This is a genomic window from Puribacter membranae (assembly GCF_055380425.1).
Genome location: NZ_AP040167.1, coordinates 1147997 through 1163399, shown reverse-complemented (window position 1 = coordinate 1163399; position 15403 = coordinate 1147997). Strand labels below are relative to the sequence as shown.

Sequence of the window (15403 nt, the reverse complement as noted above, 5' to 3'; positions counted from 1 at the left end):
CGTTTGAGCGGGAGAAACATAAGCATGAATACAGAAAACACGAATTTAGCTCAGTCAATCACGAAGGATATAAGCGCGCAGGACATAAGCGCACAGGAAATAGAGCAGCGCATGGCGCAGACCTTGGCTGCGCAGCGCGCGGCGTATTTAGCGCATCCTGTGCCGGACTATGCTGAGCGAATCGCTGAGCTGGATCGCTTGGCGCAGTTTGTACGCGAGCACAAAGAGGCCATTTGCGACGCGATTAACCAAGACTTTGGCAACCGCTCGCGTCATGAAACCCTGCTGTCCGAAATTTTGCCGACGCTCAATGAAATTCACCACAGTAAAAAACATTTGAAACAATGGATGAAACCGCAACGGCGCACGGTCGATTTAAAAAGCTTTTTCGGCGCGAAAAATCGGGTGATTGCCCAGCCGCTGGGTGTGGTTGGCGTGATCGTGCCGTGGAATTTCCCGCTGTTTTTATCCTTGGGGCCGCTGATTGGGATTTTCGCCGCAGGCAATCGCGCGATGGTGAAAATGTCGGAGAACTCGCGTCACCTCACGCGGCTGTTGCAGGATAAGTTGGCGAATTATTTTCCGCCTGAAAAGCTGTGCTTTTTTGAGGGCGAAGAGGGTGCGGGGCAGGCGTTTTCCAAGCAGCCGTTTGATCATTTGATTTTCACCGGTTCGGGGCAAACCGGCAGCGCGGTGATGGCCGCTGCGGCGCGGAACCTGTGTCCGGTGACGTTGGAGCTGGGCGGAAAATCACCAGCGATTATTTTGGACGACTTTGATTTCAAGCTGGCGGTGGAACGCATCATGTACGCCAAATGTTTGAACGCAGGGCAAATTTGTGTCACGGTCGATCATGTGTATGTGCCCGCGCACAAGGTAGAAGAGTTCATTCAAATCGCGCGCGCCATTGTGCAACAGCGCTACACGGGCAAGAACAGCGTGGATTACACCGCAATTATTGATGGCAAATCGTTTGATCGTTTGACGCAGGCACTGGATGAGGCGAAAAGTGCTGGAACGCGGGTGATTCCTGTGTTTGACGGCGAGGCGCTTGATGCGTCCGCGCGCAAAATGGCGCCGCATTTGCTGATCAATCCGCCGATGGATATAGAATTGATGACACGCGAAATTTTCGGCCCGATTCTGCCGGTGATTCCCTACACGGATCTGTCGGCGGTGGTCAAGGACATCAATTCGCGCCCGCGTCCACTGGCGTTTTACCCCTTCACCCATGATGGCAAAAAGCGGGATTATTTGCTCAATCATGTGATTTCCGGTGGTGTGAGTGTGAACGACACGCTGCTGCACGTCGCGCAGACCGATATGCCGTTTGGCGGTGTGGGTGCGAGCGGTATGGGGCATTATCATGGTTACGAAGGATTTTTGACCTTTAGCAAACTGCGGCCGGTGTTTTACCAAGCGCGTTGGAGTGCGGCCAGTTTGCTCGCGCCACCGTATGGCAAAACTTTTGATCGTATTATGAATTTTTTAATGAAGTGAGGAACAGATGAAATCAGTTGTCATTGTCGCGGCCAAACGCACGGCCATCGGCAAATTTGGTGGCTCTTTGGCCAAAGTTTCTGCGCCGGAATTGGGCGCAACGGTGATTCAAGCGCTGATGGCGCAAACGGGCGTGTCGCCGGAGTCGATAGACGAAGTGATTTTGGGGCAAGTTTTGACCGCCGGTGCTGGGCAAAACCCCGCGCGCCAAGCCGTGATTAAAGCCGGTTTGCCGAACACCGTTTCGGCCATGACCATCAATAAAGTGTGTGGCTCGGGGCTGAAAGCCGTGATGCTCGCGGCGCAAGCCATCGCTTGCGGTGATGCGGATATCATCATCGCCGGTGGACAGGAGAATATGAGCGCGTCGGCGCATGTATTGCCGAATTCGCGCGACGGATTCCGCATGGGCAATGCCGCTTTGGTCGATACCATGATTAATGACGGCTTGTGGGACGCGTTCAATAACTACCACATGGGCATTACCGCTGAAAATGTGGCGAAAAAATACGGCATCAGTCGCGAGGCGCAGGACGCATTTGCCCTTGCGTCACAGCAAAAAGCCATCGTCGCGCAGGACGCCGGTAAATTCAAAGACGAAATCGTCGCCGTGAGCATTCCGCAGCGCAAAGGCGACCCGATTGTGTTTGATACCGACGAATATATCAATCGTAAAACCAATGCCGAGAGCCTCGCCGGACTGCGTCCTGCGTTTGACAAAGCGGGCACGGTGACGGCAGGTAATGCCTCGGGTATCAACGACGGTGCGGCAGCGGTGATGGTGATGAGCGCGGACAAAGCGAAAGAACTCGGCTTGACACCGTTGGCCACGATCACAGCTTTTGCCAGTGCAGCGATTGACCCCGCGATCATGGGCATGGGACCGATGTACGCCTCGCGCAAAGCTTTGGACAAAGCCGGTTGGACGGCGGCGGATTTAGATTTGATGGAGGTCAATGAGGCCTTCGCCGCGCAAGCGGCCGCAGTTAATCAGGAAATGGGCTGGAACACCGATATTATTAATGTCAATGGCGGCGCGATTGCGCTCGGTCATCCGATTGGCGCGTCAGGCTGCCGCATTTTGGTCTCGCTGCTGCATGAGATGCAACGCCGCGACGCGAAAAAAGGCTTGGCTTCCCTGTGCATTGGCGGTGGCATGGGTGTGGCGCTGACGGTTGAGCGGGCTGTTTGAGCGATATAAGCACGAGCAATATTGAGCCAAGCAATGGTGACTTTATTCGGCAGTACCGATTCGGGGCACTCCTACAAAGTGCGTCTTTTTTTACTGCTCACGCAGACGGCGCATGAGTATCGTTGGGTTGATTTGTCTTTGCCCCCAACTGAACGCGGCGAATCTTTTGCGCAGTCAAGCAAATTTGGCGAAGTGCCGGTTTTACTCGATGACGCGTATACTTTGTGTCAGTCGAACGCGATTTTGCAGTATTTAGCGCAAAAAACTCAGAAGTTGTGTGGCACAACGCAGGCTGATTGGTTGGCGATCGTCGAGTGTTTGGCCTGGGAGGCAAATCGGGTTGGCTTTAGCGTACCGAATCTGCGTTTTGCTATGCTCTGGCCACATCTGTCAGCTCAGCCACAAGAGGTTTTGGCGTATCTGCGTCGGCGAGTTTTGGTGGATTTGGATACCTTGGACCGTGCGTTGTCTAAGTCAGAGTATTTGTTACCTTCGGGCTTTTCGATTGCCGATATCAGTTGCGCGGCGTATTTGTTTTGGTTGGATCAAATTGATGTGGATGTGGCAGATTATCCGCAGATAGCGCGTTGGCTGGTGGCGATACGACAGCAGCCGAATTGGTCGCACCCCGATGAGGCCATGGAGGGAGAGGGGTCGCAATAAAACTCGAAAAACATCATGTGCGGGCGATAAGTTCTTTAAAATGATGCCGGTCACATGAAAAATTCGCCTTTTCGGGCGATTCAACAATGAGGTAAATAGATTGATGAAATGGTTCAAACGTTTGCTGGGCGTGGCTTTACTGCTGCTGATTTTTGCGATCTGGGCGAACATGCGCCTGTCTGCGCCCGTCGCGCCAACGATGGCCGAGCCGCAGAGCATTTATTTGGAGCGTGGTGAAGCTGCGCAATCGGCCTATGATCAATTGGCCAAAATTTCGCAGGCCAATGGTGGCAAACTCAGTGCGTTTCAGGTGAAGTTATTGGCCACATTGACCGGCCGTTCGAGTAATTACAAAGTCGGTGAATACGAGTTTGACAGCAAAGCGACGTTGAGCCAATTGCTCACGCGTCTGTCCAAGGGGCAAATCACCCAACGCAAAATTCGTATTGCCGAGGGTGTGACGTGGCGTGAAATCAAGCAAGCGTTTGCCAAAGCCGATTTGCAGCACGATGCGCAGGATTTGTCCGATGCGGATTTGGTCAGGGCCGTTGGCATTACCGAACCGGCGGATGCGAAAAGCATCGAGGGGCTGATTTTCCCCGACACTTATTTGTACCGCAAAGGCGAGAAGGAAACCTCGGTACTCAAGCGCGCGCATGATCTGTTGAACAAAAAAATAGCCGAGTTGTGGCCAAAGCATTCGCCGAATTTGCCTTACCAAACGCCGTATGAGGCCTTGATCATGGCATCCATCGTTGAGAAGGAAACGGGCTTGGATGCGGATCGTCCAATGGTCGCGGCGGTGTTCGTCAATCGAATGCGAAAAGGCATGCCGTTGCAAACCGATCCGACGGTGATTTACGGCGTGGGCGAGGCATTCAAAGGCGATTTGACCACGGTGATGATGCGCACCGACACGCCGTACAACACCTACACACGGCGCGGCCTACCGCCAACGCCGATTGCCACCGCGAGCCAAGCCTCGATCAGCGCGGCGTTTTTACCGGCGGACAGCGATGTGCTGTTTTTCGTTGGCAAAGGGGACGGCAGCAGCGTGTTCACCAATAATTTGGCCGACCACAATGCGGCGGTACGCAAATATATTTTGAAACAATAAGCATGAACGATTCGAACAAAAAGGGTTTATTCATTACCGTTGAGGGCGTGGATGGTGCGGGCAAATCCACTGCGATGGCGTGGCTGGCCGAGCAAATCACCGCACAGCGCACTACCGTCTTGACCCGCGAGCCGGGCGGTACGCCGCTGGGCGAGTGTTTGCGTGAGTTGCTGCTGCACGAGAAAATGGATTTGGAAACCGAAACCCTGCTGATGTTCGCCGCGCGCCGTGAACACATTGCACAGGTCATTTTGCCTGCGTTGGCGCGGGGTGAGGTGGTGATTTCGGATCGCTTTACCGACGCGACCTTTGCCTATCAAGGCGGCGGACGCGGTGTGGCGTTTGATAAAATTACGCAGTTGGAGCGTTGGGTACAGGGCGATTTGCAGCCGGACTTTACGCTGCTGTTCGATGTGCCGCTGGATGTAGCGCGTGCGCGCTTGACCCAACGTGCGGCGCAGACGCAAGAGGCTTTGGATAAATTTGAGCAAGAATCATTTGGATTTTTCAAATGCACGCGCGAGGCATATCTACAACGCGCCGAGCAATCGCCGCAACGCATGGCGGTGATCGACAGCACGCGCTCGCTGGATGAGGTGAAGGCGCAGATTCGCGCGGCGATTGTGGCGCGACCGCAATTACAATTGACGATTGAATAACGATATGACCCAGAGTGTTTCCACGCCATTGAGTTGGCATCAGACGGTTTTTCAGCAATGGTTTGAGCGTCAGCACTCTCAGCGTGCGGCGCACGCGTATTTGCTGATTGTGCCCGAAGATACCGGCGGTGAGCAATTGGTGCAGGCGATGGCCGCTAGTTTGCTGTGCGATGCGCCAACGTCGGCGCATCATGCGTGCGGGCAGTGCGCGGCTTGTGATTTGTTGGCTGCATTCAGCCACCCCGATTATCGGCTGTTGCGCCCGAGCATTATGAATACGGCGCATCCGATTGAAGAATTGCGTCCCGAAAAGCCATCCAAAGAAATCACGATTGATGATATTCGCGCGCTGGACAATATGGTCAACCAGACCAGCCATCGCGGCGGTCAGCGCGTGGTGGTGCTGTATCCGGCGCACAAACTCAATCGCAATGCGGCCAATGCGCTGCTCAAAACGCTGGAAGAGCCGCCTGCGCACACCGTATTTATTCTATTGGCGCATGATGTGCGGCAATTGCTGCCGACGATAGTCAGCCGTTGTCAGTTGGTCAACGCGCCTGCGCCGTCCGCCGAAGACGCATTGGCCTATTTGAACGCGCTCAAACCCAATCCGAATTGGGCGGAATATTTACAGCAGGAAAACGGCGCAGTGATGCGCGTGGCCGAGTTGATTGATACCGATTATTTCACCATCCAAAATCAATGGATTCAAGCGCTGAGCAAAGGTTCAAAATTGGATGTGGTCGCCACAGCAGCGGCATTTGAAAAGCATATTGCCGACGCGAATAAAGCTCGTCTGGCAGGCGAAGAGCAGCGCACGGTGGATATGCTCGCGCTGATGACGTGGCTGCAACGCTGGTTGTACGATTTGGCGATGGTGGCGCAAAACGGTGGTGTGCCGCGCTATTATCCCAAGACACAAGCCGCATTGCGCCAACTCACGCAAACGCATCATCATGGTTTTTTGCTGAAATTGCACGCTTTTACCCAGCAATTGGCGCAAGAAAAGCGCGCGGCCGATCATCCGCTGAATATCCGTTCGTGGGTCGAAAAATTGTTGTTGCAGTATGTCGCGTTGTTTTGAGGCTTGGCATCATCGGTCATTGGAGTCGGTGGTTGAATGCGCTGATTTAAGTGGTGCTTGCGTTTGTAAACATTTTGGCTGATGATAAACACAGTTTTAATTTTTCCAACTTGTTAAAGAGGCCTGTATGACTGCTACCACTAAAGCCAGCTTTGTCTGGGACGATCCTCTGCTGTTGCGTGACCAACTCTCTGATGAAGAGCGCATGGTGCTGGATACCGCGACGGCGTATGCGCAGGAAAAGCTCGCGCCGCGCGTGCGTGATGCCTTCCGCAACGAATCCACCGACCCCGCGATTTTCAAAGAAATGGGCGAACTCGGTTTACTCGGCGCGACCATCGATCCGCAGTATGGCGGTTCGGGTTTGAACGACGTGTGTTATGGTCTGATCGCCTATGCCGTTGAGCAAGTGGATTCAGGCTATCGCTCGATGATGAGCGTGCAAAGTTCCTTGGTGATGTTGCCGATTGCCACCTTTGGTACCGAGGCGCAAAAGCAAAAATACTTACCCAAACTCGCAGCAGGCGAATGGATCGGTTGCTTTGGCTTGACCGAACCGAACCACGGCTCTGACCCCGCCGGTATGCTCACCCGCGCCCGCGCGGTGGACGGTGGTTTCTCTATCACCGGTAGCAAAATGTGGATCACCAACTCACCCATCGCCGATGTGTTTGTCGTTTGGGCGAAAGACGATGCGGGCGAGATTCGCGGCTTCATCCTCGAAAAAGGCATGAAAGGTCTGTCCGCACCGGCGATTCACGGCAAAGTCGGCCTGCGCGCCTCAATCACCGGCGAAATCGTCATGGACGAGGTATTTGTCCCTGCTGAAAACGCCTTTCCTGATGTGCGCGGTCTCAGAGGGCCGTTTACGTGCTTGAACTCGGCGCGTTACGGCATTGCTTGGGGGGCATTGGGTGCGGCAGCGGATTGCTGGCATACCGCTCGTCAATATGTGCTGGATCGCCAGCAATTTGGTCGCCCGTTGGCCGCTAACCAATTGATTCAAAAGAAATTGGCCGATATGCAAACGGAAATCACGCTGGGCCTGCAAGGTTGTTTGCGTCTGGGACGCATGAAAGAGGCGGGTACGGCGGCAGTGGAAATCACATCGATGATGAAGCGCAACTCATGCGGTAAAGCACTGGATGTGGCGCGTCTGGCGCGCGATATGCTTGGCGGCAATGGCATTTCCGATGAGTTCAACGTCGCACGTCATCTGGTCAACCTTGAGGTGGTCAACACCTACGAAGGCACGCACGACATTCATGCCCTGATTTTGGGGCGTGCGCAGACCGGTATTCAGGCGTTTTTCTAAGCAGGCGATTTTTAAAAGCGCTTCAATAACACTCCATTACGGTAAACGCGAGAGACGCGAGGCAAATGCCTCGCGTTTTCTCATGTCCTTGCGCCGCATTTTTACCGATTCCCCTGAAAAATGAAGTAAAATAGCGTAGTTCACGCGCGCGAGCCAGAGTGCTCGCGCCGAGCATTTAACCAGAAGTGGTTAATACCTGAAAAATAGTGAAAATACCCATTCAAGGAGCCATTATGTCTGTGTCAGAACTCAAGCAAAACGCCGACCAAAAAATGCAAAAATCCATCGAGTCGCTCAAAAATGATTTGAGCAAAGTGCGCACCGGCCGTGCGCATCCGAGCTTGCTCGATCAAGTACACGTTGATTACTATGGTTCGCCCACGCCGTTGTCACAAGTGGCCAATCTGACCTTGATCGACGCACGCACCATCGGCGTTCAGCCGTGGGAAAAGAATATGATCGCGCCGGTGGAAAAAGCCATTCGTGAGTCGGACCTGGGCTTGAATCCTGCGTCCATGGGCGATTTGATTCGCGTGCCGATGCCGGCTTTGACCGAAGAGCGTCGTAAAGAGCTGGTGAAAGTGGTCAAACACGAGGGCGAAAACGCCAAAATCGCGGTGCGCAATATCCGCCGCGACGCGAACGAGCATTTGAAGAAAATGTTGAAAGACAAAGACATCTCTGAGGACGATGAGCGTCGTGCGCAGGACGATGTGCAAAAAATGACCGATAAATTTGTGGCGGAAGTTGACAAACTGGTGACACAAAAAGAAGCCGACATCATGACGGTTTAATCATTGTTGCGTATGTGGATGACGAGTGAGCGTTCGAGTGAGTTGGTTTTTGTAGTCACGATTTGCGTTGACGTCATCCATCGTCACAATGTCCCTTCCGCGTGGCGAGCGCCGCGTTGGATTATTGAGCAGAAAATATTATGAGTACACAGTCCCCTTCATCCGCCGTGCCAGCTTCAGCGGTCAGCAGCACCCAAGTCGTTCCTGAGGTCGGGGCGATTCCCCAACACATCGCGATTATCATGGATGGTAATGGTCGCTGGGCGACTTCGCGCGGCTTGCCGCGTGTTTGGGGGCACAAGCGCGGTGTGCAAATGGTGCGCGAAGTGGTGCGCGCTTGCGTGGATATGGGCGTGCGTCATTTGACCTTGTTTGCGTTCAGCTCGGAAAACTGGCGTCGTCCGCCGACCGAGGTGTCATTTTTGATGAAGCTGTTCATGCGCAGTTTACGCCGTGAAATCAAGGCCTTGGCTGACAATGGTATTCGTTTGCGCGTGATTGGTGCGCTGGAGGCGTTTGACCAGACGATTCAGGGCTTGATCAAGCAAGCGCACGACACCACGGTGGATGGCGAAGTGATGACGCTGACCGTATGTGCGAATTACGGTGGCCGTTGGGATATTTTGAATGCAATGAATCAAATGCTGGCCGAGCGCGCGCGTCAAGGTGTGGCGGTTGATGCATTTGTCGAAGAAAGCGAATTGCGCCCGTATTTGCAACTGTCTGATTTGCCGGAGCCGGATTTATTCATCCGTACCGGTGGTGAGGCGCGCGTATCGAACTTCTTGTTGTGGCAGCTGGCTTATACTGAATTGTATTTCACGCCGGTGTATTGGCCTGAGTTTGACCGCGAGCAGTTTGCCAAGGCGATTGATTCGTACCAACAGCGCGAACGCCGCTTCGGTCGAACCAGTGCGCAAGTGCAGAATGTCAGTGCATAAATCGAATGCTTCAGATAACGGCCAATTCCAACAGCGCCCGTGCTAAGGGACGAATAACGGAATTGGCCTGATTATTTATGTGACGACTGATTTGAACGGAAATCTTAGAATGATTGGGAGACGAGATGCTTAAAGAACGCATCATCACCGCTATTATTATGTTGCTGGTTTTTGCCGGTATGGTGTTTTTTGCGCCGAATCGCGTGTGGTTTGCGGGCGTGGGTATTTTGATGGCGTGGGCGGCGGCGGAATGGGCGAATTTGGCCAAGCTGCCACAGATTCCAAAGGCTTTGTATGTCATGCTGATGCCGGTTTTACTGGCCTTGCTGTGGATCTCGTTTGCCAACCATTACCATCCTTGGGTCTTTTCTATGGCGATGTTTGTTTCAGTGGCTTTTTGGCTGCTTATCGTGCCGCTGTGGTTGTATTTTGGCTGGAAAGTGAGCAATCGTTGGTTGTTGATGCTGTGTGGTGCCTTGGTACTGCTGCCTGCCGGTTTGTGCTTTTTGTACATTCGTCAATCGCCGCAGGAAGGTTGGTTTTTGCTCGGTTTGTTGGCAGTGGTTTGGATCGCGGATATTGCTGCGTATTTCACGGGTCGCGCCTTGGGCAAACATAAATTGGCGCCATCTATCAGTCCGGGTAAAACGATTGAGGGTGCTGCGGGCGCGTGGATTGGTGTGACGATTTATTTGGCGGTGATTGCGCTGTGGCTCAAGCCAGATGGCTTTGCTGATTTGCGCATTTCGGTCAGCGTGGTGCTGATTATGGCGTTTTTCTTGACCTATCAGAGTATTATCGGCGATTTGTTTGAGTCGTGGCTCAAACGCTGCGCGGGCGTGAAGGACAGCGGTTCCAGCCTGCCCGGTCATGGTGGGATTTTGGATCGTATTGATGCCATTTTGCCGGTGCTGCCGTTGCAGATCGTTTTGCTCAGTTGGTTGTCGATGCATCGCGGTTAATCATTTTGAATTGAATTGGCTTTATGAATAAACAGGTCATTACGGTATTGGGCGCGACCGGTTCGATCGGTTGCTCAACCTTGGACGTGGTTGCGCGTCATCCCGAGCAGTTTGAGGTATTTGCACTGACGGGTAATGCTCAGGCGGAATTGTTGGTCAAACAGTGCGTGCAATTTCAGCCGAAATATGCCGTGGTTTTGGATGAGGCGGTGGCGCAGGATGTGCGGGCGCGTTTGCAGGCGGTGGCCAATGAAACCGGATGTGCAACTGAAGTTCTGGTCGGTGTACAAGCGCTGTGTGACGTGTCCAGTGCTGCCGAAGTCACCACCGTGATGGCGGCGATTGTCGGTGCGGCGGGGTTGCTGCCAACCATGGCGGCGGCGCGCGCGGGTAAAAAATTGTTATTGGCGAATAAAGAGTCGCTGGTGATGGCCGGTGCGCTGATGACGCAGGCGGTCGCCGAGCATGGCGCGACGCTGTTGCCGATTGATAGTGAGCACAATGCGCTGTACCAATGTTTGCCGCCGTGTGGCGAATCAATCACCGGCGTGAATGCGCGCGGTGTCGCAAGTTTGACCTTGACCGCTTCCGGTGGGCCGTTTTTGCATACGCCGCTGGCGCAGTTACGCGATATTACGCCCGATCAGGCGTGCGCGCATCCGCGTTGGCAAATGGGGCGCAAGATTTCAGTGGATTCGGCGACCATGATGAATAAGGGTTTGGAAGTCATTGAGGCGCATTGGTTGTTTGGTGTACCGGCAGAACGCATCCATGTGGTGATTCACCCGCAGAGTGTGATTCACTCCTTGGTCGATTATGTCGATGGCTCGAGTTTGGCGCAGTTGGGCAATCCCGACATGCGGGTGCCGATTGCCCATGCGTTGGGACACGCCGCGCAGGAGCCGGCGCGGATGAACTCGGGAGTGAATCTGTTAAACTTGGCCAGCGTCGGACAACTGACGTTTTTTGAGCCGGATTTGCAGAAATTTGCCAATTTGCGTTTGGCGTTTGACGCGCTCACAACGGGCGGCGCGGCGTCGATTGTGCTCAATGCGAGCAATGAAGTGGCCGTGGCTGCGTTTTTGGACGGTCAAATCGCCTTTTTGGACATCGCGCGGGTCAACGAGCAGGCGCTCAATGCCTTACATCCCGATGCGCCGGATAGTTTAGAGGCCGTTTGTGCCGTTGATGCGCAGGTTAGAACGTGGGCGCATGCGTATATTAAAGCGTCCATTCAATAGTGACAGACCATGTCAGTCTTTGGCTTGGTCTGCGATAGGAATATTATATGATCGAGTTTTTCTCCTTTTTAGTCGCCATCTTGGTGCTGGTGACCATCCACGAGTGGGGACACTATTGGGTGGCCAAACGTGCGGGCGTGGCGATTGAAAAATTCTCCGTCGGTTTTGGCAAACCCTTGTACACCTGGAAAAACCGTGAAGGCACGGAGTTTTGCATCGCTAGCATTCCGCTGGGCGGTTATGTCAAAATGCGTGGCGAATACAGCATAGCGACCAAAGAGTCGCAGTCACAGGCCGTTGCAGGCAGCTTTGCTTCGCGCTCGGTGTGGCAGCGCATGGCGATTGTCGCGGCCGGTCCGCTGGTGAACTTAATTTTTGCCGCTGTGGTCTTTGCGGGGCTGCAATATGGCACGGCGAAAATGCCTGCGCCAGTGTTGGCCTCGCCGAATACGCAGTCGGTATTGGCACAAACCGGCATCAAAGATGGCGATACGGTGCTGCAAATCAATCAAGAGCCGGTTAAAAACTACGCAGATGTTCAAACTACGGTGATTAAAACCCTGTTGGATCAAGGCAGTATCACGCTGAAATGGCGCGACACGGCAGGCAATGAGCACACCAGCTCGCCATTGTCCTTGGCTCAGATCAGTTTGGATCAACAAAATTGGCAAGAGCAGGTTGGTTTGGCGCTGTACCAAAAAAATGCGCCGATTGGTCTGGTGGTGGCCGGTTCTCCGGCGGAGCAGGCGGGATTGAAGGTCGGTGATGTTTTGATCGGTGTCAATGGCGTTCGTGCCAGCGGCAATCAAATTTTGAATACCATTCATGCCAGTCCGAATCGCGTGGTGACCTTGATGGTTCAGCGCCAAAACGAAACTTTTTCTGCGGAAATCACGCCGAAGGCCGAAACGCTGCCGGTCAATCAACCCGGACAAGCTCCAATCACGGTTGGGCGTGTGGGTATACAGGTTGCTGCGGATGTGCCGATGGTGACCGAACATCGTGGATTTTTCAAGGCGATTTATTTGGGCGTGAACACCACGATCGAACAAATGGGCTTGAATTTAAAGGGTTTATATAAAATTCTCACAGGCCATTTGAGTGTGAAAAACATCGGTGGACCGGTGACGATTGCCAAGCATGCGGGCAATAGCGCACATGGCGGCTTCACACAATTTCTCGGTTTTTTGGCCGTATTATCCGTCAGTCTTGGAACGTTAAATTTATTGCCAATTCCTGTATTAGACGGCGGTCATTTGGTATACTACGCCGCAGAAGCCGTCCGAGGGCGGCCTTTGCCAGAACAATTTTTAGTGGTTGGACAAAAAATAGGCTTTCTACTGTTGCTGCTACTGATGGGTATTGCACTGTTCAATGACGCGCATTGGTTTGCGTGATCCAATTGGAACACATCGCATCAGTCGGTTCAGAAAGCCAAAAGACGTTAACTCATATGGAAAATAGGAATAACATGTCTGCAAAACAACATACCCTGCGCTTCACACCCGGATATATGGCCATCATCATGGTAGGGGCTTTGGCAGCCAGTCCTGCGTGGGCACAGACCGCGGTGACTGCATCACAGCCCAAAGCAAAAGCCGTTGCGGTACCAGCCAAAGCCACTGCTCAAAAGGCTGCGGTAGGCACAGTCCTCTCGGATATCACGGTAGATGGCTTGGAGCGCAGCGACCCGACCACGGTTTTCAATATTTTGCCGATCAAGGTCGGAGACACGTATTCCAAGGATTCCGAAGCCGTGGTCGTGAAATCCCTATACGACTCGGGTTTATATGAAAATGTGAGTGCGAATTTGAGCGGCTCGGTTTTGCACATCAAGCTTAGCGAACGTCCGGTTATTTCGGAGTTCAAAATCACCGGCATGAAACGTTTGGATGTCAAAGCCTTCCGAGAAACCCTGAAATCGAAAGGCTTTGCACAAGGGATGCCGTACAATCCGGCGGCATTGGAGCAAATCAAAGCCGAGTTGACCCAAGCCTATCGTGACTCCGGTTTGACTGATGCATCGGTGACTACCGAAGTGATTAAACAAGATCGCAATCAAGTCATCGTCAATGTCAAGGTTGAAGAAGGCAAAAGTACAAAAATTCGTGGCATCAATATTGAAGGCAATACCCATGTATCCGACTACACCATTCGTAATCAGATGGAAATGGACAAAAACGGTATTTTCTCGTGGTACACCAAGGACAGCGTTTATTCCGAAGAACGTTTGAAAGCGGATTTGGAAAACATCCGTGCGTATTACTATGATCGTGGCTATTTGGATTTTGACTTCACGGATGTACGCGTGATGCCATCGGCCAAAGGAAATGGTGTGGATTTGAATTTGACGGTCAAAGAAGGTGAACCCTATCGCGTGAGTAGTTTGACGCTGGTCGGCGACACCAAAGGCACACCGCGCGCCGACATTGAAAAATTATTGAAATACCGCATGGGCAGTGCCTATTCGCGTGAAAAAATCAGCAAAATTGTCGAAAATATTCATGATCGTTTGGGCGAAGACGGCTACGCATTGGCTCAGGTCGATGTTCAACCGAAGCCCAGCGCCGATCATACGGTCGATGTCGTCATCGCGGTTAATCCGATGGAGCGCGTGTATGTGCGCCGTGTGAATATTACGGGTAATAGCCGAACGCAAGACTTCGTGATTCGTCGTGAAGTGCGCCAGATGGAAAGCGGCCTGTTTGACGGAGCGAAAGTACGCTTGTCGCGCGACCGTATTGACCGTTTGGGTTACTTTGACAAGGTGGACGTTGAAGTGGTTCCCGTGCAAGGCACTAATAATCAGGTAGATGTGAATTACAGTGTGAACGAATTACCAACCGGTGACTTGAAGCTCGGTTTGGGCTACAGCACCAGTGATAAAGTCACCTTGTCCGGCTCGATTACCGAAAACAACTTTATGGGCAGCGGTCAGTCATTGTCCGTGGCGATTGACACCAGCAAATCATCGCGCAATATCAGCATTTCCACTACCAATCCCTACTTTACCAAAGATGGTATTAGCCAAACGGTGGGTGCGTACTATCGTCGGACCGATCAATCGAAGCTGAATTTGTCAACGTCGGTGTATACCACAGCCGGTCTGAATTTGGTTTACGGCATTCCTTTGACTGAACGTCATCGTTTGTATTTGGGGATGAACCCTGAGTACAACAAAATTGAGTTGGACCAAACCAGAAGTCCTGTGGGTTATTTGGACTTCATGAAAAAGTACGGTAAAGATAAAAATCATTTCATGACCTACGCCATGACCTTGGGCTGGAGCTACGATACGCGTGATTCGGTGGTGATGCCGAGCCGTGGTCAATACCAGAAAGTATTGGGTTCCATTGCGCCGTTTGGTGATTTGAAATACTACACGTTGTCGTATCAGTACCAGCAATATGTGCCGTTGAGCAAGCGCTTCACTCTGGCGTTGAACACCCAGTTTGACTACGGTAAAGGTTTGGGCAGCTCGGTTTATCCGTTTTACAATGGCTTCTTTGCCGGTGGCTTGGGGTCGGTTCGCGGCTACGACAGCAGCACCGTTGGCCCTCGTGAAACCCGGAACCCGAATGATCCGACGCAAACCGGTTATAACTATGTCGGCGGTAACAAACGAGCGATTGCCAATGTGGAATTGCAGTTCCCATTCCCGGGGATGACCAAGAGCAAGGCGGCGCGATTGTTTGTCTTTGCTGATGCGGCCGGTGTCTGGGCAGATCAAAAATCCAGCGCCTATGTGGCAGGTAGCGAAGGCATGCGCTATTCAGCCGGTTTAGGGTTGCTGTGGGCATCGCCAATTGGACCGCTGAAATTCAGCTATGGTATTCCGATCAAGAAAAAAGCGGGTGATGAAGAGCAACGTTTCCAATTCCAGATTGGTACCTCGTTCTAATCTGCTATGATGCAGGCTGTATCTGTTTAATGTA

Annotated in this window: 13 protein-coding genes; all 13 read left to right on the top strand. The window is 52.7% G+C overall.

Annotated elements, in window-relative coordinates; all coding sequences use genetic code 11:
• The first annotated feature begins 24 nt into the window (after positions 1–24).
• The 13 genes from ACZ41M_RS05695 to bamA all read left to right on the top strand — a co-directional run bounded on the left by ACZ41M_RS05695 (position 25) and on the right by bamA (position 15369).
• Positions 25–1500, top strand: coding sequence for a coniferyl aldehyde dehydrogenase (locus tag ACZ41M_RS05695; RefSeq protein WP_464732085.1), 1476 nt, complete (start codon positions 25–27; stop codon positions 1498–1500).
• Positions 1501–1507: 7 nt separating this feature from the next.
• Positions 1508–2692 (top strand): acetyl-CoA C-acetyltransferase, encoded by a 1185-nt coding sequence (locus ACZ41M_RS05690; RefSeq protein WP_464732086.1) that lies wholly within the window; start codon positions 1508–1510, stop codon positions 2690–2692.
• A gap of 33 nt (positions 2693–2725) precedes the next feature.
• Positions 2726–3355 carry a glutathione S-transferase family protein gene (locus ACZ41M_RS05685; protein WP_464732087.1) on the top strand — a complete coding sequence of 210 codons (630 nt, stop codon included), beginning with the start codon at positions 2726–2728 and terminating at the stop codon, positions 3353–3355.
• A 103-nt stretch (positions 3356–3458) separates the two neighbouring features.
• On the top strand, positions 3459–4472 hold the full coding sequence (gene mltG / locus ACZ41M_RS05680) for an endolytic transglycosylase MltG (RefSeq protein ID WP_464732088.1): 1014 nt from the start codon (positions 3459–3461) through the stop codon (positions 4470–4472).
• Between the two features lie 2 nt (positions 4473–4474).
• Positions 4475–5131, top strand: coding sequence for a dTMP kinase (gene tmk / locus ACZ41M_RS05675; RefSeq protein ID WP_464732089.1), 657 nt, complete (start codon positions 4475–4477; stop codon positions 5129–5131).
• A gap of 4 nt (positions 5132–5135) precedes the next feature.
• Positions 5136–6215 (top strand): DNA polymerase III subunit delta', encoded by a 1080-nt coding sequence (gene holB / locus ACZ41M_RS05670; RefSeq protein ID WP_464732090.1) that lies wholly within the window; start codon positions 5136–5138, stop codon positions 6213–6215.
• Between the two features lie 127 nt (positions 6216–6342).
• A complete protein-coding gene (locus ACZ41M_RS05665; RefSeq protein ID WP_464732091.1) occupies positions 6343–7530 on the top strand; it encodes an acyl-CoA dehydrogenase in 1188 nt (395 codons plus the stop codon).
• A 233-nt stretch (positions 7531–7763) separates the two neighbouring features.
• Positions 7764–8324, top strand: coding sequence for a ribosome recycling factor (gene frr, locus ACZ41M_RS05660; RefSeq protein ID WP_464732092.1), 561 nt, complete (start codon positions 7764–7766; stop codon positions 8322–8324).
• Positions 8325–8464: 140 nt separating this feature from the next.
• Complete coding sequence (uppS, locus tag ACZ41M_RS05655; protein ID WP_464732093.1) at positions 8465–9265, top strand: polyprenyl diphosphate synthase; 801 nt, start codon at positions 8465–8467, stop codon at positions 9263–9265.
• Positions 9266–9390: 125 nt separating this feature from the next.
• Positions 9391–10227, top strand: a complete 837-nt coding sequence (locus tag ACZ41M_RS05650) for a phosphatidate cytidylyltransferase (protein WP_464737486.1) — start codon at positions 9391–9393, stop codon at positions 10225–10227.
• 23 nt (positions 10228–10250) lie between these two features.
• On the top strand, positions 10251–11468 hold the full coding sequence (ispC, locus tag ACZ41M_RS05645) for a 1-deoxy-D-xylulose-5-phosphate reductoisomerase (protein ID WP_464732094.1): 1218 nt from the start codon (positions 10251–10253) through the stop codon (positions 11466–11468).
• 47 nt (positions 11469–11515) lie between these two features.
• Positions 11516–12865, top strand: a complete 1350-nt coding sequence (gene rseP / locus ACZ41M_RS05640) for an RIP metalloprotease RseP (protein ID WP_464732095.1) — start codon at positions 11516–11518, stop codon at positions 12863–12865.
• 74 nt (positions 12866–12939) lie between these two features.
• Positions 12940–15369 (top strand): outer membrane protein assembly factor BamA, encoded by a 2430-nt coding sequence (gene bamA, locus ACZ41M_RS05635; protein WP_464732096.1) that lies wholly within the window; start codon positions 12940–12942, stop codon positions 15367–15369.
• Positions 15370–15403: the final 34 nt, after the last annotated feature.